Raw genomic sequence first — 19,639 nt, forward strand, 5'->3', positions numbered from 1 at the left:
ATCCGGGCACTGTTCGACCAGCAGCCGGTCGGCAACGACATCTGGATCGCCCTCGGCTGGTGCGCAGGCATCCTCATCGTCGCCTACGCCTTCGCCATGAGGGTCTACCACCGCAAGATCGCCTGACGATCCGACCAGGTCGCCCGTCACCGCGCGGGCGGCCTATTCCTCCGACTCGCCCGCACCCCGGAAGCCTGCCTGCGCGACCTCGATGCCGTCCTCAAAGCCAGGGGAGTGGAGCGGGCACTACTGGTCGGCTGGTCCTACGGCGGCATCCTCACCTGGCACTGGACCGACCGCAACCCCGACCGCGTCCTCAGAGCGGTCACCGTGGCCGCCTTCCCCGTCGGCCTGACCGGCGAGGAAGGCCACGCCCGGATCCGCAAGCTGTTCCGCCGCATGCGGTGGCTGTTCCCGATCGCCGCCCGCCTCGGCCTGGCCGCCAAGATGACCGCCGACCAGCACGCCGACGTCAACATCGAACTCAACGAGTTCGCCGCCGCCAGCATCACGGTCCTGGACCGCCTCACCCGCCCCGTACGGTTCGTCCTGGCCACCGGCGACAGCCTCGGCAGCAAGGGCGGAGAGATGGACGAGGGCCGCAAGGTCCTCGAGCCGATCATCGCCCGCAACCCGAACATCACGATCAGCGCCAAGGTCGCCAGCAACCACAGCAAGATCCTGCGCAACGACTCCCCGACCGTGGCCCAGACCATCCGCGCGCTCGCCGCCGGCCATGGCTACCAGGACGGATAAACCGTCAGCAGACGGAACACGCGACTCCGCAGCGGCCCGCCTGACCTGCTCTCGGTGGAAGGACATCATTTCGAGACGCGGAGCAGTCGGTTGCCGCAGCCCCGCTACAGAGCCGGGCAGAGCTAACCTGCCGGGGTGGAAGCCGAGCCAGGAACGAGAATTTCGTTCTACGTGGGCAGGCCTCGCCTGGCGGTAGCCTTCGTACTCTTCGTACTCACGACAGTGGTCGGTGCACACCTGTACGCCCGCCGTATCGAGATGCAGCCACCTCGCAACGATCAGGCAACCTTGGCCGAGCTGCGGTCGCGGTTCGCAGACAAGGCATGGGCGGCCAACCTCGCCAGCGCCTACTGGAACTCCTCGCAGCAGACCCTGACCGTGTCGCTGACCAGCGAAGACCGGCGCTGCTACCGGCGGTAGGTGTCGGCGTACGGGTACCGCCACATAGCCGGGTACGCGAACCTGGACGACTCTGCGGTACGCGGCCGCGGTGACAGCACGCGGCGGCATGAGCATCGGCGGCGTGCCGCTGATGACCATCGAGCAGGAGTACGGTACCCCCGCCTACATCCTCGACCGGTGGCCGTGCGTTCGCTTTGCTCGGGACATTCTCGTCGACGCCGTGCACCTCGCGGCGCAGCCGGGGCGCACTCCGGGTTCGCCCGACCCCGGCCGGTTTGTCGCCCCTATCAGGACGGTACGGGGAACCGCATGCGGCACACGATCGCGCCGGTGTGGCGGCGCATCGCGCGGTCCAGGACGTTGCCGCGGTTGTTGCGCCGGATTCGTAGCCAGCGCCGCTCGGGCAGCTGCGCGGTCGGGGACTTGGGTGCTGCTGTGGTGCTGCTGCCGCCGCTACGCGGGCATCACTTGGCGCGCTCCGGTCCCGTCCTGCAGCTGGTGCTCGACTCCGGGCGGATCCTGACCATCAGCGTCGACCGGCCGCAGGAAGCCCTGGCCGCGCTCGGCGAACGGCCGTTGGCCGCGCCCGATCCCCGCTGAGGTCGCCCGACGCTGCGGCGACGCTCACACCGCCGTCAAGGCCGCGTAAAGAATGCCGCAGCCGCCGTAGCGATGCCGTCAAGAGATCTCCCGTGCCGACATTTCGGGAGTTGGATTACCTCCGTTCCCGTTGGCCGCTACCCGCCAAAGGGAAGATTTCGGGCAAATTGCCGAAACGCCCCAACTCATGAAGGAGGCGCACGGTGGCCGATCTGGTCTTCGTGGTGCTCACGGTGGGTCTGTTCGCGGTCCTTGCCCTCGTCGTACGAGGAGCTGAGCGACTGTGACCGCCAACCTGGTCGGCCTGGTGATCGCCTGCGCGCTGGCGGTCTTCCTGGTCTACGCGCTGCTGTCCCCCGAGAAGTTCTGACGATTCGGAGAGTTGTCCTCAGATGAGTACGACCGTCGCGGGAGTGATCTTCATCCTCTCGCTCATCGCCGCCCTGGCGGTGGCCTACCGCTACCTCGGTGACTACATGTACCGCGCGGTCGCCGCCGAGCGGCACAACCGCGTCGAGCGCGGCATCTACAAGCTGGTCGGCGTCGACCCGAACGTGGAGCAGTCCTGGGGCGTCTACGCCCGCAGCGTGCTCGCGTTCTCGCTGATCTCGATCCTGTTCCTGTACGCCTTCCTGCGTCTGCAGGACTACGTCTTCCCCGGCGCCGGGCCGGCCCTGTCGGCCGGCATCAACGACCGGGTCTTCCCACACCTGGCCTGGAACACCGCGGTCAGCTTCGTGACCAACACGAACTGGCAGGCCTACTCGGGCGAGAACACGATGACCCACGTCGTGCAGATGGCCGGGCTGGCGGTGCAGAACTTCGCCTCCGCGGCGGTCGGCATCGCGGTGGCGGTCGCGCTGGTGCGTGGGTTCGCCCGGCGCCAATCGGAGCAGCTGGGCAACTTCTGGGTCGACCTGACCCGGATCACGCTGCGGATCCTGTTGCCGTTCAGTGCGGTGGCCGCGCTGCTGCTGATCCTTGGCGGCGCGGTGCAGAACCTGTCCGACGGCACGCTGCTGCACACGCTGGCCGGCGCCGAGCAGCACATCACCGGCGGCGCGGTGGCCAGCCAGGAGGCGATCAAGGAATTCGGCACCAACGGCGGCGGCTTCTACAACGTCAACTCGGCGCATCCGTTCGAGAACCCGACCTCGTGGACGAACTGGCTGGAGATCTTCCTGCTGCTGGTCATCCCGTTCGCGCTGCCGCGCGTGTTCGGGCGGATGGTCAAGGACAACCGCCAGGGGTACGCGATCCTCGCGGTCATGGCGATCATCGCGATCGCCAGCGTGGCACTGACCAACGTGTTCGAGCTGCAGCACATGGGCACGGTGCCGCAGGCGGTGGGCGCGGCCTTCGAGGGCAAGGACATCCGGTTCGGCATTCCCGACTCGGCCACCTTCGCCTCGGCCACGACGCTCACGTCCACCGGTTCGGTGAACTCGTTCCACGACTCGTACACCGCGCTGGGCGGCATGATGCCGATCATCAACATGATGCTCGGTGAGGTCGCGCCCGGCGGTACCGGATCGGGCCTGTACGGCATGCTCATCCTCGCGGTCATCACGGTGTTCGTGGCCGGTCTCATGGTCGGGCGCACACCTGAGTACCTGGGCAAGAAGGTCGGCGCCCGGGAGATGAAGTTCGCCTCGGTCTACTTCCTGGTCACCCCCACCATCGTGCTGATCGGCGTCGCCGCGGCGATGGCCACCGGAAACTGGAGCACCCAGCTCAACGTCGGCCCGCACGGCTTCTCCGAGGTCGTCTACGCGTTCACCTCGGCGGCCAACAACAACGGCTCGGCGTTCGCGGGCATCACCGTGAACACGCCCTGGTGGAACACCGCGCTGGGCCTGGCGATGCTGCTGGGCCGGTTCCTGCCGCTGGTGTTCGTGCTGGGCCTGGCCGGGTCGCTGGCCCGCCAGAAGGCCACCCCCGCTTCGGCGGGCACGCTGCCCACGCACAAACCGCTGTTCATCGGCATGGTCGTCGGCGTCGTGGTGATCCTGATCGCCCTCACCTTCCTGCCCGCGCTCGCCCTCGGCCCGCTGGCCGAGGGCCTGTGAGCCCGGCCGCGGAAACAGACAAGGAACGAGAAATGACTGTCACATCAGTGGCAAGCACCAGTGCCCGGCCGCGGCCCAAGCGGGTCGGCGGCGGGCTGCTGGACCCCAAGCAGCTGTGGAAGTCGCTGCCGGACGCGCTGCGCAAGCTGAACCCGGCCACCCTGTGGCGCAACCCGGTCATGCTGATCGTCGAGGTCGGCGCCGCGTTCACCACGGTGCTCGCCATCGCGCAGCCGTCGTGGTTCGCCTGGGCCATCACGGTATGGCTGTGGCTGACCGTGGTCTTCGCCAACCTGGCGGAGGCGGTGGCCGAGGGCCGGGGCAAGGCGCAGGCCGCGACGCTGCGCAGCGCGAAGAAGGACGCCATGGCCCGCCGCGTGATCGGCTGGACCGAGGGGGCCAACGCCGCGCAGGTCCGCGAGGAGTCCGTCGCGGCGACCACCCTCGCCCAGGGCGACTTCGTGGTCGTCGAGGCCGGGCAGATCATCCCGGGTGACGGTGACGTCGTCGAGGGCATCGCCAGCGTCGACGAGTCGGCGATCACCGGCGAGTCGGCGCCGGTGATCCGCGAGTCCGGTGGTGACCGCAGCGCGGTCACCGGCGGCACGAAGGTGCTGTCCGACCGGATCGTCGTGCGGATCACCCAGAAGCCGGGGGAGAGTTTCATCGACCGCATGATCGCGCTCGTGGAGGGCGCCAACCGGCAGAAGACCCCGAACGAGATCGCGCTCAACATCCTCCTCGCGGCACTCACGATCATCTTCCTGCTGGCCGTGGTCACCCTGCAGCCGATGGCGATCTACGCCAAGCAGTGGCAGGCAGCCGCGCTGGACACGGCCTCGTTCGGTGCGAACGGCATCAGCGGGATCGTGCTCGTATCGCTGCTGGTGTGTCTCATCCCCACCACGATCGGGGCGCTGCTGTCGGCGATCGGCATCGCCGGGATGGACCGCCTGGTGCAGCGCAACGTACTGGCGATGAGCGGCCGGGCGGTCGAGGCCGCCGGCGACGTGAACACGCTGCTGCTGGACAAGACCGGCACGATCACGCTGGGCAACCGGCAGGCGTGGGAGTTCCTGCCCGCCGCCGGTGTCACGCCTGAGCAGCTGGCCGACGCGGCCCAGCTGTCCAGCCTCGCCGACGAGACGCCCGAGGGCCGCTCGATCGTGGTCCTGGCGAAGGAGAAGTACGGTCTGCGTGCCCGCGAGGAGGGCGTCATGCCGCACGCCACCTTCATCCCGTTCACAGCCCAGACCCGCATGTCCGGCGTGGACATGGAGGAGGGTGGCAGCGCCCGGCAGATCCGCAAGGGCGCGGCGTCGGCGGTCATGAAGTGGGTCCGCGACAACGGCGGTCACCCGTCGGCGGACGTGGGCCCGGCGGTCGACGGGATCTCCGGCACCGGTGGCACGCCGCTGGTGGTGGCCGAGCTGGTGACCGGAGGCACGGCCCGTGCCCTGGGCGTCATCCACCTCAAGGATGTGGTCAAGTCGGGCATGCGGGAGCGGTTCGACGAGATGCGCCGGATGGGCATCCGTACCGTCATGATCACCGGCGACAACCCGCTGACCGCCAAGGCGATCGCCGACGAGGCCGGGGTCGACGACTTCCTGGCCGAGGCGACGCCGGAGGACAAGCTGGCCCTGATCCGCAAGGAGCAGGAGGGCGGCCGCCTGGTCGCGATGACCGGCGACGGCACCAACGACGCCCCGGCCCTGGCCCAGGCGGACGTCGGCGTGGCCATGAACACCGGCACGTCGGCGGCCAAGGAAGCCGGCAACATGGTGGACCTGGACTCCGATCCCACCAAGCTGATCGAGATCGTCGAGATCGGCAAGCAGCTGCTCATCACGCGCGGGGCGCTGACCACCTTCTCCATCGCCAACGACATCGCCAAGTACTTCGCGATCATCCCGGCGATGTTCGCGGTGGTCTACCCGAGCCTGGACAAGCTCAACATCATGCGACTGTCCAGCCCGGAATCGGCGATCCTGTCCGCGGTCATCTTCAACGCCCTCGTGATCATCGCCCTGATCCCGCTCGCGCTGCGCGGCGTGCCCTACACGCCCAGCAGCGCCAGCAAGCTGCTGACCCGCAACCTGTGGATCTACGGTCTCGGCGGCGTGGTCGTCCCCTTCATCGGTATCAAGATCATTGACATGATCATCTCGCTCATCCCTGGGATCTCCTGATGCGTACTCCTGGTTGGATCTCACAACACATGGCGGCGCTGCGCGCGCTGCTGGTCTTCACGGTGCTGGTCGGCATCGCCTACCCGCTGGTCATCACCGGCGTGGCCCAGATTCCAGGGCTGCGCGACAAGGCCAACGGCTCGCTGGTCGAGGTGAACGGCCAGCCGGTCGGCAGCTCGCTCGTGGGCCAGGCGTTCACCGACGCCGACGGCAACCCGGTCAAGAAGTACTTCCAGAGCCGCCCGTCGGCCTCCGGATACCGCCTCGACGCGACCTCGGCCAGTAACCTCGGCCCGGAGAGCGTCCAGGACACCCTCGGCGACCCGGCCCTGGCCGACTCTCCCGACGGCGACGGCAGCAAGCAGGCCCTGCTGACACAGGTCTGCGCGCGCAGCAAGGCCGTCGGCGAGCTGGAGGGCGTCGACGGGCGGCGGCCGTACTGCACCGACGACGGCATCGGCGCCGTGCTGCGGGTGTTCTACCGCGACGGCATGTCCGGCAAGGTCACCCGCGCGGTCAGCGTCAACCAGCCCTGCCCGGCGACGCCGTTCATCGCCACGTACGAGGGTGTCGCGGTCGAGTGCGGCAAGTTCGGCGAGGACTACGGCGGCGGCGTGCTGGTGCCGGTCCGCGGTGACGCCCCGGCCGAGTCGGCGGTGCCCGCGGACGCGGTCACCGCCAGTGCGAGCGGCATCGACCCGCACATCAGCCTCGCGTACGCGAAGCTGCAGGCCAAGCGCGTCGCCGCCGCGCGGGACATCCCGGTGAGCGAGGTGGAGAAGCTGATCGACGAGCACACCACCGGCCGGGCGCTGGGGTTCATGGGCGAACCCGGCGTCAACGTCCTGGAGCTGAACCTGGCCCTGGACCGCAGGTAGCGGCCCGGCCGCGAGGAACCGCGGGCGGCCGGGAGACCCCTCCGGAGGTCACCGGGCCGCCCGCCCGTCCGCATCGGAAAGGACTGCCGTAGATGTCGCGAGGCCAGCTGCGGATCTACCTCGGCGCCGCACCGGGTGTCGGCAAGACGTACGCCATGCTCGAAGAGGCGCAGCGCCGCGTTGAACGCGGCACCGACGTCGTCGTCGGGTTCGTGGAGACCCACGGACGCAAGCACACCATGCAGATGATCGGCGACCTGGAGCTGATACCCCGCCGCACCATGGACTACCGCGGGGCCACCTTCACCGAGATGGACCTCGACGCGATCCTGGCCCGCCGCCCGGACATCGTCCTCGTCGACGAGTTGGCCCACACCAACGTGCCCGGCTGCCGCAACGTCAAGCGCTGGCAGGACATCGCCGAGCTGCTCGACGCGGGCATCCATGTCCTGTCGACCGTCAACATCCAGCACCTGGAGTCGCTCAACGACGTAGTGCAGACCATCACCGGCGTGCCGCAGCGCGAGACCGTGCCCGACGAGGTCGTCCGCCGCGCCGAGCAGGTCGAGCTGATCGACATGACGCCCGAGGCGCTGCGGCGGCGGATGGCGCACGGCAACGTGTACCTGCCGGAGAAGGTCGACGCGGCGCTGGGCAACTACTTCCGGGTCGGCAACCTCACCGCGCTGCGGGAACTGGCCCTGCTGTGGCTGGCCGACAAGGTCGACGAACAACTCGACAGGTACCGCGCCCAGCACAAGATCGACACGATGTGGGAGGCACGCGAACGGGTCGTGGTGGCGCTGACCGGCGGCCCGGAGGGCGACACGCTGATCCGGCGGGCCGCCCGCATCGCCGACCGGGCACGCGGCGCGGACCTGCTGGCCGTACACGTGGCGCGCAACGACGGCCTGGCCGGTGCCGACCCGGCGCTGCTGGCCAAGCAGCGCATGCTGGTCGAGAGCCTCGGCGGCACCTACCACCAGGTCGTCGGCACCGACATCCCGACCGCGCTGCTGGACTTCGCCCGCGGCGTGAACGCTACGCAGCTGGTGCTCGGCGCCAGCCGCCGCGGCCGGTTCGCGCAGCTGTTCTCCCGCGGTGTGGGGGTCACGACCACCGCCGAGTCGGGGCCCATCGACGTGCACCTGGTGACACATACCGAGGCGGGACGCGGCCGGTTCGCCCGCCCCGCGAGCAGCGCGCTGTCCACGCGACGGAGACTGGCCGGGTTCGCGCTGGCCGCACTGGGCCTGCCGCTGCTGACCCTGCTGCTGTACCAGTTCGGCGGCGACCTCAACCTCGGCACCGACATCCTGCTGTTCCTCGCCGCTGTGGTCGCGGTGGCGCTGGTCGGCGGCATGTGGCCCGCGATCGTCGCGGCGCTGGGCGGCTCGGCGCTGCTCAACTACTTCTTCACCCCACCGATACTCAAGTGGACCATCGCCGAGAACGAGAACCTGCTCGCGCTGTTCGTGTTCGTCATCGTCGCCGTCGCGGTGAGCGCGACCGTCGACGAGGCCGCCCGCCGCACCCGCGAGGCCGCGCAGGCCGGGGCGGAGGCCCAGACCCTGGCCACCGTCGCCGGCAGCGTGCTGCGCGGCGACCGGCCGCTGACCGCACTGCTGCAGCGCCTGCAGGAGACCTTCGGGCTGGAGTCGGTCACCCTGCTGGAAGCACGCGAAGGCGCCTCGCACAGCCCCGACCGCCGCCACGAGATGTCGATGTGGCGGGTCGCGGCCACCGTCGGCGGGCAGCCCTGCTTCGCCCCGGGCGAGGCCGACACGGACGTCTCCGTCGGCGAAGATCTGACCCTGGTCCTGCGCGGCCGGGCGCTGGCGGCCGCCGACCGGCGCATCCTGGAGGCGTTCGCGTCCCAGGCGGCGCTGGCGCTGCGGCAGGAGCGGTTGGCAGAGCAGGCCGCCGCGGCTCGGCCGCTGGCCGAGGCGGACCGGTTGCGTACGGCGCTGCTCGCCGCGGTCAGCCACGATCTGCGTACGCCGCTCGCTTCGGCCAAGGCCGCGGTCGACAGCCTCGCCAGCGGCGAGATCGACTTCGGCGAGGACGACCGGCGCGAACTGCTGGTCACCGCCGCCGAATCGCTGGAACGCCTCAACCGGCTGGTGGAGAACCTGCTCGACATGAGTCGCCTGCAGGCCGGGGTGCTTGGGGTGTCCGCGCGGGCGATGGGCTTCGAGGAGGTCGTCCCGCACGCGCTGGACGAGCTCGGCGACAGCGCCCGCGACGTACGCATCCGCATCCCGGCCGACCTGCCCGCCGTCAGTGCCGACCCCGGGCTGCTGGAACGGGTGCTGGTCAACGTGATCGGCAACGCGCTGCGGCACAGCCCACCCGACATGCCGCCGCTGGTCAAGGCCAGCGCGCACGACGGCCGGGTGGAGCTGCGTATCGTCGACCACGGTCCGGGCATCCCCGAGGCCGACTGGGACCGGGTGTTCCTGCCGTTCCAGCGCTCGGGCGACCGCAGCAACGACACCGGCCTCGGGCTGGGCCTGGCTCTGGCCCGCGGCCTGAGTGAGGCGATGGGTGGCGCGCTGACGCCGGAGGTCACCCCCGGCGGGGGGATGACCATGGTGCTGTCACTGCCCATCGCGCAGCCTCTCGACGGTACGGCACCAGGCACGGCGGGGAAGGACGCACTGGTATGACGAAGATCCTGATTGTCGACGACGAGCCGCAGATCCTGCGCGCGCTGCGGATCAATCTGCGGGCCCGTGGCTACGAGGTGGAGCTGGTCGCCGACGGCGCCGCCGCGCTGCGCGCCGCGAGTTCCTACCACCCGGATGTGGTCGTGCTCGACCTGGGCCTGCCCGACATGGACGGCGTAGACGTGATCAGAGGCCTGCGCGGTTGGTCGGCGACCCCGATCGTGGTCCTGTCCGGACGCACCGGCAGCGAGGACAAGGTGCAGGCGCTGGACGCGGGCGCCGACGACTACGTCACCAAACCGTTCGGCGTGGACGAGCTGCTGGCCCGCATCCGGGCGGTGACCCGTCGGCACTCAGCCGCCCTGGAGGCTCGCAGCCTGGTGCGGATCGGCCGATACCACGTCGATGTCGCAGACCACCAGATCCGGGCCGTTGCCGGCGGCAGCACCGACGTGCGGCTCACCCCCACCGAGTGGCACCTGCTCACCGCGCTGGTGCGCAACCCGGGCAAGCTGGTCGGCCAGCGGCAGCTGCTGCAGGAGATCTGGGGGCCGCAGTACGCGACCGAGACCAACTACCTGCGCCAGTACATGGCGCAATTGCGCCGCAAACTGGAGGACGACGCCGCCCACCCCCGCCAGCTGCTGACCGAGCCCGGTATGGGCTACCGGTTCGTGCCCACCGAGGAGACCCCGTAGGCACGCATGATCCCGACCGCGCCGCGGCCGGGCGTTGCCAGTCGTGGGGCGCCGGCATCCCCGGAGACCGGTCGGCGACTGTTCGGTGAAGACGCCCATGCCGCTCGTGGACGGCGACCTCGAACGGCCAGCCGTTCCTCCGTCACCAGCCGAAGTCCACCGGCCGACACGCCGACGGGCCGGCCGCGCGCCTCTCGTGCCGCCATCGCGGGATGTCGCCGCGTGCTGCGAGCCGAGCGAACGCGGCGAGATAGTCGTGCACCTGCTGTTGGCGTTCGGCGAGGAGTCCTGCCTGGTTCCCCAACTGCTGGACTTCGGCTGTCGGTCCTTCGGCGACGCGCATACGACGAGGCTGGGCAGCGACGCGGCCTCTCCTGTCGGTGGCCGACACATACTGCCGGGACGGGCGATCCCTCATCGATCGAACTGTCTCTATTGTGACCTCCATCGTTCTCTCGATGGAGGTCAGATGCGCAGACTCAAGATGGCGATCGTGGCGACGGCCTTGGCCGGCTCGACGGTGTTCGTGGGGGCCACGCCCGCGCACGCCACACCCATCCTTCGCGGCGTCGTCTACGACTACTCGGAATGCGTCCGGATCGGCAACTACGGCATCCAGAACTACGGCTGGACCGGTCCGCTCCAGTGCGTCTGGTACCCGACCAGCGGCAGCTACCCCCCTGGCTACTGGTTCATCTACGCCTGACCCGCACCGTGCGCAGCAACGGACCGAGTCGGGCAGCGGCCTGGAGCATCTGTTGCTGGCTCAGCTACCGCACGTTGGGCCACCGGGAGCATTTTCCAATCTCACAAGGGCTGGTCTTCGACGTGTTGGAGCACGGTGACGGCTTGCGGGATGGTGGTGGTGTAGCCGGGGTTCGCAGCGGATTCTGGCGTGGATCTTCCAGGTCTTGAGTGCGGCGAGGGTGCGTTCGCACCTGGTGCGGATGGCGTTGTGGGCGCTGTTCACCTCCCGCATGTTGTCCGACAGGTCATGGCCTGGGCGTCGCTTGAACGGAGGTGTCGCCGTTGCGCAGCCATGCCAGGACCGGCAGCGCTTGGCGTCGCACCGTCAGCTTGCGCCACCTCGACCGCAAGCTGTTGCGGTGGGCGCGCAGCAGATCCGACAGGTTGGTCGGCGCGGGTGGACAGGGTGACGGTGGCAGGATAGGTGGACAACAGGGCTCCTGGGCAGATGTGGGTCGTCGCCGATCTCTCATCAACCGGGGGCCCTGAGTCCTGTATGGACGACCGACACGCCCAGCTCACCGAGCGGAGGGGTTGGCCTGTGGCGACCCCTGTGGTCTTGGCGGCGAGGAGGCAGGACAGAGTGGCACCGGTGATGGCCGTGGGGGCAGCCGGGTCGTCTGGGTCTATGCTGCCTCCGCCCGCAGCGTATGCGGCAGGCCGCACCGAGGCCTACGCGGCGCTCAGGGGCGCGGGCGCGCGGTGGGCGCTGTGGAGCGGCATCAGCCGGTGAGCCGGCCTTGAGTCGGAGAGCTGCAGACACTTAACCGGTTTTGCAAACGGGATGTTATCTGATTCAATGTTCTCCAGCGGTGAGCCAGGGCAGGCACGCGTTTCCCATGCATCTCGATGCGTCTAGGAGGCGCCGTGAAACACCGCTCTGCTCTCATCTCCGCCGTCGCCGCGGCGGCGTGTATCGCACTGGGCATCGTCGTGCCCACCGTCGCACAGGCAGCCACCGGCTGTGCGGTCACGTACCAGAACGTCAACGCGTGGCAGTCGACGCCGACGTCCGGCGGGTTCAACACCACCCTCGCGATTACCAATCTCGGTGACCCGATCGCACACTGGACCCTGACGTTCACACTTCCCTCCGGCCACACCCGCACCGGCGGCTGGAACGCCGCCTTTACCGGTACGACCGCCGTCACCGCCACCGACATCGGGTGGAACGGCTCGATCGGCACCGGCCAGACCAACGCCAGCGTCGGCCTGCAGGGCGACTGGACCCGGACGGCGGCCGGCTCCACTCCGCCGAGCCCGTTCCCGCAGCCGACCAACTTCACGCTCAACGGCGTGGCGTGCACCGGCAGCACGTCGTCCAGCCCGAGCCCGTCGGCGAGCAGTTCGCCCGGCGCGAACCAGGCGCCGACGGTAAGCCTGACCAGCCCGACGGCCGGACAGACGTTCACCGCACCGGCTACGGTCAACTTCGCGGCGACTGCGAGCGACCCGGACGGCACCGTGGCCCGGGTTGAGTTCCTCAACGGCTCGACGATCGTAGGCACCGACACCACGTCCCCGTACATGTACGCGTGGACGAGCGTGGCGGCCGGCACATACTCCGTGAGCGCCCGCGCGGTGGACAACCTCGGCGCGGCCAAGACCACCACCCCGATCTCCATCACGGTCAACCCTGCCAATACCGGCGGTGCGGCCCCGGCACTGCATGTGTCCGGAAACCACCTGGCGACCGCGGGTGGGGCGACGTACCGGCTGCTCGGCGTCAACCGGGCCAGCGCCGAGTTCGCCTGCGTGCAGGGCAAGGGCATGTGGGACAGCCCGACACCCGACCAGGCCAGCGTTGACGCGATGAAGGCCTGGAACATCCACGCGGTGCGGATCCCGCTCAACGAGGACTGCTGGCTGGGCACGTTCGGCACGCCCAGTGGCGGCACCTACCAGCAGGCGGTCAAGGACTACGTGACGCTGCTCGTCGCCAACGGCATCAACCCGATCGTCGAGATGCACTGGAACCACGGCGTGTACACCGGCACCTCGTCGGCCTGCTCGGACGCCAACGCGACCTGCCAGAAGCCGATGCCCGACGCGCAGTACGCGCCGACATTCTGGACCCAGGTGGCGAACGCGTTCAAGGGCAACAACGCGGTCATCTTCGACCTGTTCAACGAGCCCTATCCGGACGCGGCCAACAACTGGTCGAACATGACCGCCGCCTGGACCTGCCTGCGCGACGGTGGCACCTGCACCGGCATCGGCTACCAAGTGGCCGGTATGCAGAGCCTGGTCAACGCGGTACGCGCCACCGGCGCCACCAACGTGATCATGGTCGCCGGCCTCACCTGGACCAACGACCTGACCCAGTGGCTGGCCTACAAGCCGACCGACTCAACCGGCAATCTGATGGCCTCGTGGCACTCGTACAACTTCAACGCCTGTGTGACCGTCTCCTGCTGGGACAGCCAGATCGGCACGGTCGCCGCGCAGGTGCCGGTGGTGGCAGGCGAGATCGGCCAGAACACCTGCGCCCACGACTACATCGACCAGTTGATGGCCTGGGCCGACACGCACGGTGTCGGATACCTGGCATGGACCTGGAACCCATGGGGTTGCGGCCAGGGCAACGTCCTCATCAACGACTACACCGGCACCCCGACCGCCACCTTCGGTGAAGGGTTCAAGGCACACCTGCTCACCCAGAACCCGTAGCACACGGCTCAGCAGCCGAGACCTGGCGTGGGTGCGCCGTACGCACACCCACGCCAGGCAGTCGGCCGACCCGCACACATCGTGTCGTCCGGACCCGTGCTCGCGGTCATGCCGTGGAACTTTCCCGCTGTGGCAGGTGGTCCGCTTCGCCGCGCCGGCGCTCATGGCCGGCAACGGCCGCCGTGGTCAAACACGCCTCGAACGTGCCGCAGACCGCCCAGGCCCAGGTGTGATCCAGCGCCGTTCGTTTGGCAGTCCCCCGGCGCGACTGGGGAGGACTACGAACGTGCCGGCAGACTATCAGGGCCAGATGGATACTTCGGTCAGGCGAGAAATGGTGGCGTCCTGACGACTCGGGGCGGCCACGTTGACACCAGCTGACCGGCGGTGTCGCGCCGACTGTCAATCGCTGGTATGAAGTGGCGGGCGTAGCGGCGCCTGCCTACACGGCGGGTTCGTCGGTGACGCCCCATTGCGCCAGCGGACGACTGTCGGTACGCCATTGGTGCTGGCCGGCCGGGATCTTTGGCCAGCCGTCAGGAGAGTCCTCCCACGCCTCCTGACGTCCGAACACGGTCCGGTCCAGCAGACTGTAGGACCAGAAGCCCGCCTCGTTGCCGCGGTCGGTCGCCCAGTAGGTCTCGTAAACGCGGCCATGGTCGTCGCGCACGTAGCAGCCGAGCCAGCCGAAATCCCGGTCGGCCAGCAGCCCGTGGCCTGCGTCGCGCGCCGAGTACCAGGGTGCCGTATAGCCCATGAAGTCCGCGTACGGCCGGCTCTCCTCGTAAGTGCCCTCACAGAAGTAGGCCAGTGTCACATCGCGTGCATGCAGGTGCGCCAGCGGGCCCTGGACCTGGGATGCGAAGTAGGTGCAGCCGATGCACTGCCGTTCGGCCGGCTGGCCGTCATGCCACATGTGGAAGTAACCGACGAGCATCCGTCGCCCCTCGAAGGCGTCCAGAAACGGAACCTCGCCCTTCGCGCCGACCACGGTGACGGACCCGGGAATCTCGATCATCGGTAGCCGGCGGCGCTCTGCGGCGATCGCGTCGCCCGCGCGGCTGTGCGCCTTCTCCTTGACCAGCAATCTGGCGCGGGCGGCCTCGTACTCGTCGCGGCCGGTGACGGTTGGCAGCGCGGAGACTGCCAGCGGCTCGGTGGGGAGGTGGCGCACAGTCGCTCCTTCTTCTACAGTGCCTGACGTCCAACCCTCGGACCAGGCTTCACCAATCTAGTCCGGATGCGGCACGTGACTCGTCAGCGGGCCGACCGGACAAGACCATCATCTCGGACCTTCGATCCTGATCGCAGGCGACGATCGCCGATCCACGTTCACAGCCGTTACCCTGTCGCCCATGACACGGGGAGAAAAGATCGCCAACCGGATACGCCTGTCCTACCTGGAGGAAGGCACGCCAGGAAAACCCGCTGTGCTACTGCTACACGGGCTTCCCAGCGACGCGACGACCTGGGCGCACACCATGGCGGGACTGGCCGAAACGCACCACCTCACCGCGCTGGACCAGCGCGGGCAGGGCCACAGCGACCGGCCGGGGTCGTACTCGTTCGAACTGATGCGCGACGACGTACTTGCCTTCGCCGACGAACTAGGGCTTCGGGAGGTCACCCTCGTCGGCCACTCCGCAGGCGGTACCGTCGCCTGCCTGGTCGCACAGGAGCGCCCGTCATGGCTGGCCAGGCTCGTGGTGGAAGATTCCCCACCGACCCGCCCTGGCTCGGTCACCATTCCCATCCCGCCCCGGCCCGAGCAAGAGCCGGACTTCGACTGGCCGGTGCTTCCGAGCCTGCTCGCACAGGTCAACAACCCCGATCCGGCCTGGTGGGACCGACTGACCGAGATCACCGTACCCACCCTCATGATCAGCGGAGGCGCCACCAGTCCGCTGCCCGCGGAACTGATGGCCGGCGCGGTAGCACGCATCCCCGACGCCCGGCTGGTCACCATCGAGGCCGGTCACCAGGTGCACCGCGAACGCCCGGACGAGTTCCTTGCCGCACTGCGGGCCTTCCTGCCGCGGTGAAGCTTCCGCCCACGTCATCGAGTCTTGTCGAATGAATGAGCCTCTTGCAACAACCCCTGGGGGCAAGGGGCCGTCGGTTCGACTCCGGCCAGCCCGACAGCGAAGAGGGTTTTCGCTGGTCACAGACCATGGAGACCCTCTCTTGCGTACCAGGAACGTCGGCCGAAGTCGAGTGCACGGTTGGCGGACCGCTTGACTGGGCAAGGCGCAAAGTGGCGACTCTCAATGTCGCGAAGGTCTTCGGGGACCTCCCGCATGCACTGACAGGCCTGCCCGCGGTCCGCCGCCTACCGCACTGGATCATCAAACCTGTCCAGCAATCGATGGACCACGCCCTGGCCTGGACTGCCTGGCGACTACGCCACCAAGCCTGAGCACGCTTCTACCACTACCGACGGCGCACGGCCATCGACCCAGCCAGATAGAACCAACCTACTGCTGCCGTACTAGGCCGCCCGCTGGGTGAGACGGAGCCATTCGTGGGTTTGACAGTCCCGCCGGGTGCGCGGTGTCTCGGAGTAGCCGCCCTGCAGGCGGCAGCGTCGGGGCCGGGTTCGGCAATCGACCTGATCGGGGCGGCTCTGCGGGTGTCGGCGATGCGGCCTCACGGTCTCGCTGTGTGCCGGCGAGCGGCGTGGACACGTCTCGGGTGACGTCAGCCACTTGACGGGCCGGTTGCATGATGGCAGTAATTGAAGAGGTGTTCAATTGCAGGGTTGCGTCAAGGTGAAGCGGGTGGTTGGCGGTGCCGGTACCGCTGTATCAGCGCAAGGCAGAGTTCTTCCGTACGCTGGGCCATCCGGTGCGTATCCGGGTGCTGGAACTGCTCGGCGACGGGCCGTTGGCCGTGCGGGACCTGCTGGCCGACGTCGAGATCGAGGCGTCGAGCCTGTCGCAGCAGCTGGCGGTGCTGCGCCGGGCCGGGATCGTCGTCTCCTACCGTGACGGCGCCGCGGTGATGTACGCGCTGGCCGGCCCGGACGTGGCCGACGTCATGCACGCGGCACGCCGCTTCCTCACCGACATGATCACCAGCCAGGCGCAGCTGCTGGACGCCCTGAGCGATGCGGAGGCCGAAGAAGGCGCGACGGTGGGGCACCGATGAACACGACGGCGACGGGAATCTCCCGACTGGCTCACCTGCTGCGGCTGCTGCCCAGCCGCCAGGACCTGGCCACGATGGGCCGCCGGCCGCGCCAGGACCTGATCGCCGGGCTGACCGTCGCCGTGGTCGCCCTGCCCCTCGCATTGGGATTCGGGGTGTCCTCCGGACTCGGCGCGGCGGCCGGGCTGGCCACCGCGATTGTGGCCGGGGCGCTCGCGGCGCTGCTGGGCGGGTCGAACCTACAGGTGTCCGGGCCGACCGGGGCGATGACGGTGGTGCTGGTGCCGATCGTGCACCGCTTCGGCCCTGCCGGGGTGCTGACCGTCGGCCTGCTCGCCGGGGTGATCCTGGTGCTGCTCGCGGCCGCCCGCGCCGGCCGCTACATGCAGTACGTGCCCGCCCCGGTCGTGGAGGGCTTCACCGTCGGCATCGCGGCGGTCATCTTCCTGCAGCAGGTCCCGGCCGCACTCGGCGTGCCGACCCCGCACGGGGAGAAGGTCGCCGCGGTGGCCTGGCAGGCCGTCGTCGAATTCGCCCAAGCGCCGAACTGGCCGGCGATCGCGGTGGCGCTCGGCGTCGCCGTGACGATGCTGACCGGGGCGCGTTGGAAACCGGCGGTGCCGTTCTCCCTGCTCGCCGTCGGCGCGGTCACGGTGCTGGCGGCGCTGGCGCACCTGGACGTCGCCCGTATCGGCGCGCTGCCCTCGACGCTGCCCGCGCCGTCGCTGGCGTTCCTGGACCGGGCCGCGGTGCCGATGCTGCTCACCTCAGCGCTGGCCGTCGCCGCCCTCGCGGCGCTGGAGAGCCTGCTGTCGGCCACGGTCGCCGACGGGATGACCGTCGGGCAGCGCCACGACCCGGACCGGGAACTGTTCGGCCAGGGCATCGCGAACCTGGCCGCTCCGCTGTTCGGCGGAGTGCCGGCCACCGCGGCGATCGCCCGTACCGCGGTCAACGTCCGCAGCGGCGCCGGATCGCGGCTGGCCGCACTCACCCACGCCCTGGTCCTCGCGGTGATCATGCTCGCGGCCGCGCCCCTGGTCGCCCACATTCCCCTGGCCGCGCTGGCAGGGGTGCTGCTGGCCACCGCGATCCGCATGGTCGAGGTCGGCTCCCTGCTTGCGCTGGCCCGCTCGACCCGCTCCGACGCGCTGCTGATGGTGTTGACCGCAGCGGCGACGCTCGCCCTTGACCTGGTCGCCGCCGTCGGGATCGGGGTGGTGCTCGCCGCATTCCTCGCGGTACGGAAGATCGCCCAGGCCGCGACGCTGGAGCGGGTGCCCCTTGACGTGACCGACCACCATGCGGAAGAGGCCAGCCTGCTGGCCGAGCACATCGTCGCCTACCGGTTCGACGGTCCGCTGTTCTTCGCCGCCGCGCACCGGTTCCTGCTCGAACTGTCCGAGGTCGCCGACGTGCGCGTGGTCATTCTGCGCATGTCGGGGGTGTCCACCGTCGACGGCACGGGAGCCACTGTGCTGCGTGATGCGATCGAACGGCTCGAGCATCGCGGCATCGAGGTCTACCTGTCCGGGGTGCGCCCGGAGCATGACAAGGCCCTGGCGGCGATCGGTGTCCTGCCGCGGCTGCGCCGTGACGGCCGCGTGTTCGCCCACACCGGCGAGGCCATCGCCGTAGCCCGGACGCACCTGCACCACACCGGGGTGCTGGCACCCGTCAGCGCCGCGCGGGAAGGGGTGTGAACGGCCGGTGGCACCGCACCAGCGCGTGGCGTGGCATGGCTATCTGGTGATCGCCGTCGGACTGATGCCGGCTGTCCGCGGGTGGCAATGCGATCGGCAGGCGCAGGCCGAGTTCACGGTGCTGATCGCACTGCTGCATGAACATGGCGGGCTGTGGGGTGCCGACGGGCCGCGGCTGCTCGCGATCGCGAGGCGTGCCCAGACGATGTTCGGCACAGGAGATCTCGCCGGTTCCGCGCTGTTGCTGGGTGCACTGGCCCGGCGGCTGTTCGCGCTGTCCAGACCCGCGCCTACTGCGGTGAGCGGTCGCAGCGAGGGCGACGGAGCAGGGGCGTGAGGTGTCGTGACACCGATCCAGCGCTCGGCGTGGCAGGGGTACCTGTTGGTGATCAATGATCTGATCCCGGCGGTGAGCCGTGATCAGGTAGTCGAGCCGGTCATATCGCGGCATTTCGCCGCTCTGCACGCTCATCTGGACGCGCACGCGGTGTCGTGGGGGCTGGACGGAATACGGCTGCTGGCCGTCGCGACCGGCGCGCAGGTCATGTTGCGCCGCAGCGACCGAGCCGAGGCGTTATCACTGCTACAGGGGCTGGCCAGAGGACTGTTCGCGCTGTCGAGCCCCACCGCTTCGGGGAACGCGGGCGGAGGAGGGCCTCGACCGCCGGGAGTAGCCAGGTGATCCACCGGGTACTGGTGTCGCATCGCCTTGTCGGTGAGCGCCGCTCAGCGTTGCTTGTCGTGGCGTGTCACTGTCCTCACCTCGTCCCTGAGAGTCGGCTCACTGCCGAACGTCCAGGCCCGCCTGCTGCCCGACTGCGGCGCTAGCCGCCGATCGGGACGTGGGCCAGGTCGTTCCACAGGTCCCGCATGGTCTGGTAGACCCCGTTGGGCAGGGTGTGCAGGACGTCGATGACCTCGGGCCGAGCATGGCTGCCGGCAGCGTGCGCCAGCAGCCGGTCGCGGGTGGCGGGGCCGTCAGTGAAGGCGGTCTCGATGTGGTTGGCGAGTTCGGTGCGGGTGACAGTCACCGGTTCTCCTGGCTTCGCGTGTGGTGGATGGTGGGCGTGACCCGCCGCCCGAGGGAAGGCGAAACGGCGGGCCACGC

At 69.3% G+C, this 19,639-nt stretch carries 19 protein-coding genes and 1 pseudogene; 17 read left to right on the forward strand and 3 right to left on the reverse strand.

Annotation, left to right across the window (positions count from 1 at the left end; all coding sequences use genetic code 11):
- The 10 genes and pseudogenes from KUA19_RS43580 to KUA19_RS39735 form a co-directional block, all read left to right on the forward strand.
- Positions 1–126, forward strand: a pseudogene (locus tag KUA19_RS43580) (ABC transporter permease); the annotation flags it as partial.
- Between the two features lie 72 nt (positions 127–198).
- The gene (locus KUA19_RS39695) at positions 199–756 is read left to right on the forward strand and encodes an alpha/beta fold hydrolase (protein WP_302563799.1); all 558 of its coding nucleotides are present in this window, start codon (positions 199–201) and stop codon (positions 754–756) included.
- Between the two features lie 135 nt (positions 757–891).
- Positions 892–1,176 (forward strand): hypothetical protein, encoded by a 285-nt coding sequence (locus KUA19_RS39700; RefSeq protein ID WP_217404772.1) that lies wholly within the window; start codon positions 892–894, stop codon positions 1,174–1,176.
- Positions 1,177–1,467: 291 nt separating this feature from the next.
- Entirely contained in the window at positions 1,468–1,758 is a 291-nt protein-coding gene (locus KUA19_RS39705) for a hypothetical protein (RefSeq protein ID WP_217404774.1), read from the forward strand.
- 283 nt (positions 1,759–2,041) lie between these two features.
- Positions 2,042–2,128 (forward strand): K(+)-transporting ATPase subunit F, encoded by an 87-nt coding sequence (gene kdpF / locus KUA19_RS45160; RefSeq protein WP_217404867.1) that lies wholly within the window; start codon positions 2,042–2,044, stop codon positions 2,126–2,128.
- A gap of 22 nt (positions 2,129–2,150) precedes the next feature.
- Complete coding sequence (kdpA, locus tag KUA19_RS39715; RefSeq protein ID WP_217404776.1) at positions 2,151–3,827, forward strand: potassium-transporting ATPase subunit KdpA; 1,677 nt, start codon at positions 2,151–2,153, stop codon at positions 3,825–3,827.
- A gap of 32 nt (positions 3,828–3,859) precedes the next feature.
- Positions 3,860–6,019: a potassium-transporting ATPase subunit KdpB gene (gene kdpB / locus KUA19_RS39720; protein WP_217404778.1), complete on the forward strand. Its 2,160-nt coding sequence runs from the start codon at positions 3,860–3,862 to the stop codon at positions 6,017–6,019.
- Positions 6,019–6,897 carry a potassium-transporting ATPase subunit C gene (locus KUA19_RS39725; protein ID WP_217404780.1) on the forward strand — a complete coding sequence of 293 codons (879 nt, stop codon included), beginning with the start codon at positions 6,019–6,021 and terminating at the stop codon, positions 6,895–6,897. Before kdpB ends, KUA19_RS39725 begins: the two co-directional genes overlap by 1 nt.
- 92 nt (positions 6,898–6,989) lie before the next feature.
- Positions 6,990–9,566: a sensor histidine kinase gene (locus KUA19_RS39730; protein WP_217404782.1), complete on the forward strand. Its 2,577-nt coding sequence runs from the start codon at positions 6,990–6,992 to the stop codon at positions 9,564–9,566.
- Positions 9,563–10,264, forward strand: a complete 702-nt coding sequence (locus tag KUA19_RS39735) for a response regulator (protein WP_217404784.1) — start codon at positions 9,563–9,565, stop codon at positions 10,262–10,264. The genes KUA19_RS39730 and KUA19_RS39735 overlap by 4 nt, the downstream gene beginning before the upstream one ends.
- A 142-nt stretch (positions 10,265–10,406) precedes the next feature.
- Here the strand turns inward: KUA19_RS39735 and KUA19_RS39740 are convergent, their stop codons facing one another.
- Positions 10,407–10,607 carry a hypothetical protein gene (locus tag KUA19_RS39740; RefSeq protein WP_217404786.1) on the reverse strand — a complete coding sequence of 67 codons (201 nt, stop codon included), beginning with the start codon at positions 10,605–10,607 and terminating at the stop codon, positions 10,407–10,409.
- 126 nt (positions 10,608–10,733) lie between these two features.
- On the opposite strand from KUA19_RS39740, the gene KUA19_RS39745 reads away from it, so the two are divergent.
- Both KUA19_RS39745 and KUA19_RS39750 read left to right on the forward strand, forming a co-directional pair.
- Positions 10,734–10,970, forward strand: a complete 237-nt coding sequence (locus KUA19_RS39745; protein ID WP_217404788.1) for a hypothetical protein — start codon at positions 10,734–10,736, stop codon at positions 10,968–10,970.
- Positions 10,971–11,878: 908 nt separating this feature from the next.
- On the forward strand, positions 11,879–13,681 hold the full coding sequence (locus KUA19_RS39750; protein ID WP_217404790.1) for a cellulase family glycosylhydrolase: 1,803 nt from the start codon (positions 11,879–11,881) through the stop codon (positions 13,679–13,681).
- A gap of 442 nt (positions 13,682–14,123) precedes the next feature.
- Here KUA19_RS39750 and KUA19_RS39755 read toward each other — a convergent pair whose 3' ends face one another.
- The gene (locus KUA19_RS39755) at positions 14,124–14,855 is read right to left on the reverse strand and encodes a DUF899 family protein (RefSeq protein ID WP_217404792.1); all 732 of its coding nucleotides are present in this window, start codon (positions 14,853–14,855) and stop codon (positions 14,124–14,126) included.
- Between the two features lie 181 nt (positions 14,856–15,036).
- Between KUA19_RS39755 and KUA19_RS39760 the strand changes: the two genes are divergently transcribed.
- From KUA19_RS39760 to KUA19_RS39780, 5 genes are all read left to right on the forward strand, one after another.
- On the forward strand, positions 15,037–15,723 hold the full coding sequence (locus KUA19_RS39760; RefSeq protein WP_217404794.1) for an alpha/beta fold hydrolase: 687 nt from the start codon (positions 15,037–15,039) through the stop codon (positions 15,721–15,723).
- A gap of 745 nt (positions 15,724–16,468) precedes the next feature.
- Positions 16,469–16,828 carry an ArsR/SmtB family transcription factor gene (locus tag KUA19_RS39765; RefSeq protein WP_217404796.1) on the forward strand — a complete coding sequence of 120 codons (360 nt, stop codon included), beginning with the start codon at positions 16,469–16,471 and terminating at the stop codon, positions 16,826–16,828.
- Positions 16,825–18,531: a SulP family inorganic anion transporter gene (locus KUA19_RS39770; RefSeq protein ID WP_217404798.1), complete on the forward strand. Its 1,707-nt coding sequence runs from the start codon at positions 16,825–16,827 to the stop codon at positions 18,529–18,531. Before KUA19_RS39765 ends, KUA19_RS39770 begins: the two co-directional genes overlap by 4 nt.
- A gap of 7 nt (positions 18,532–18,538) precedes the next feature.
- Positions 18,539–18,868, forward strand: a complete 330-nt coding sequence (locus tag KUA19_RS39775) for a hypothetical protein (protein WP_217404800.1) — start codon at positions 18,539–18,541, stop codon at positions 18,866–18,868.
- 6 nt (positions 18,869–18,874) lie between these two features.
- On the forward strand, positions 18,875–19,213 hold the full coding sequence (locus KUA19_RS39780; protein WP_217404802.1) for a hypothetical protein: 339 nt from the start codon (positions 18,875–18,877) through the stop codon (positions 19,211–19,213).
- Positions 19,214–19,355: 142 nt separating this feature from the next.
- On the opposite strand, the gene KUA19_RS39785 is transcribed toward KUA19_RS39780, so the two are convergent.
- Complete coding sequence (locus tag KUA19_RS39785) at positions 19,356–19,562, reverse strand: DUF2795 domain-containing protein (protein WP_217404804.1); 207 nt, start codon at positions 19,560–19,562, stop codon at positions 19,356–19,358.
- Positions 19,563–19,639 lie beyond the last annotated feature (77 nt).

The organism is Catellatospora tritici (assembly GCF_019083965.1).
Classification (GTDB): Bacteria; Actinomycetota; Actinomycetes; order Mycobacteriales; family Micromonosporaceae; genus Catellatospora; species Catellatospora tritici.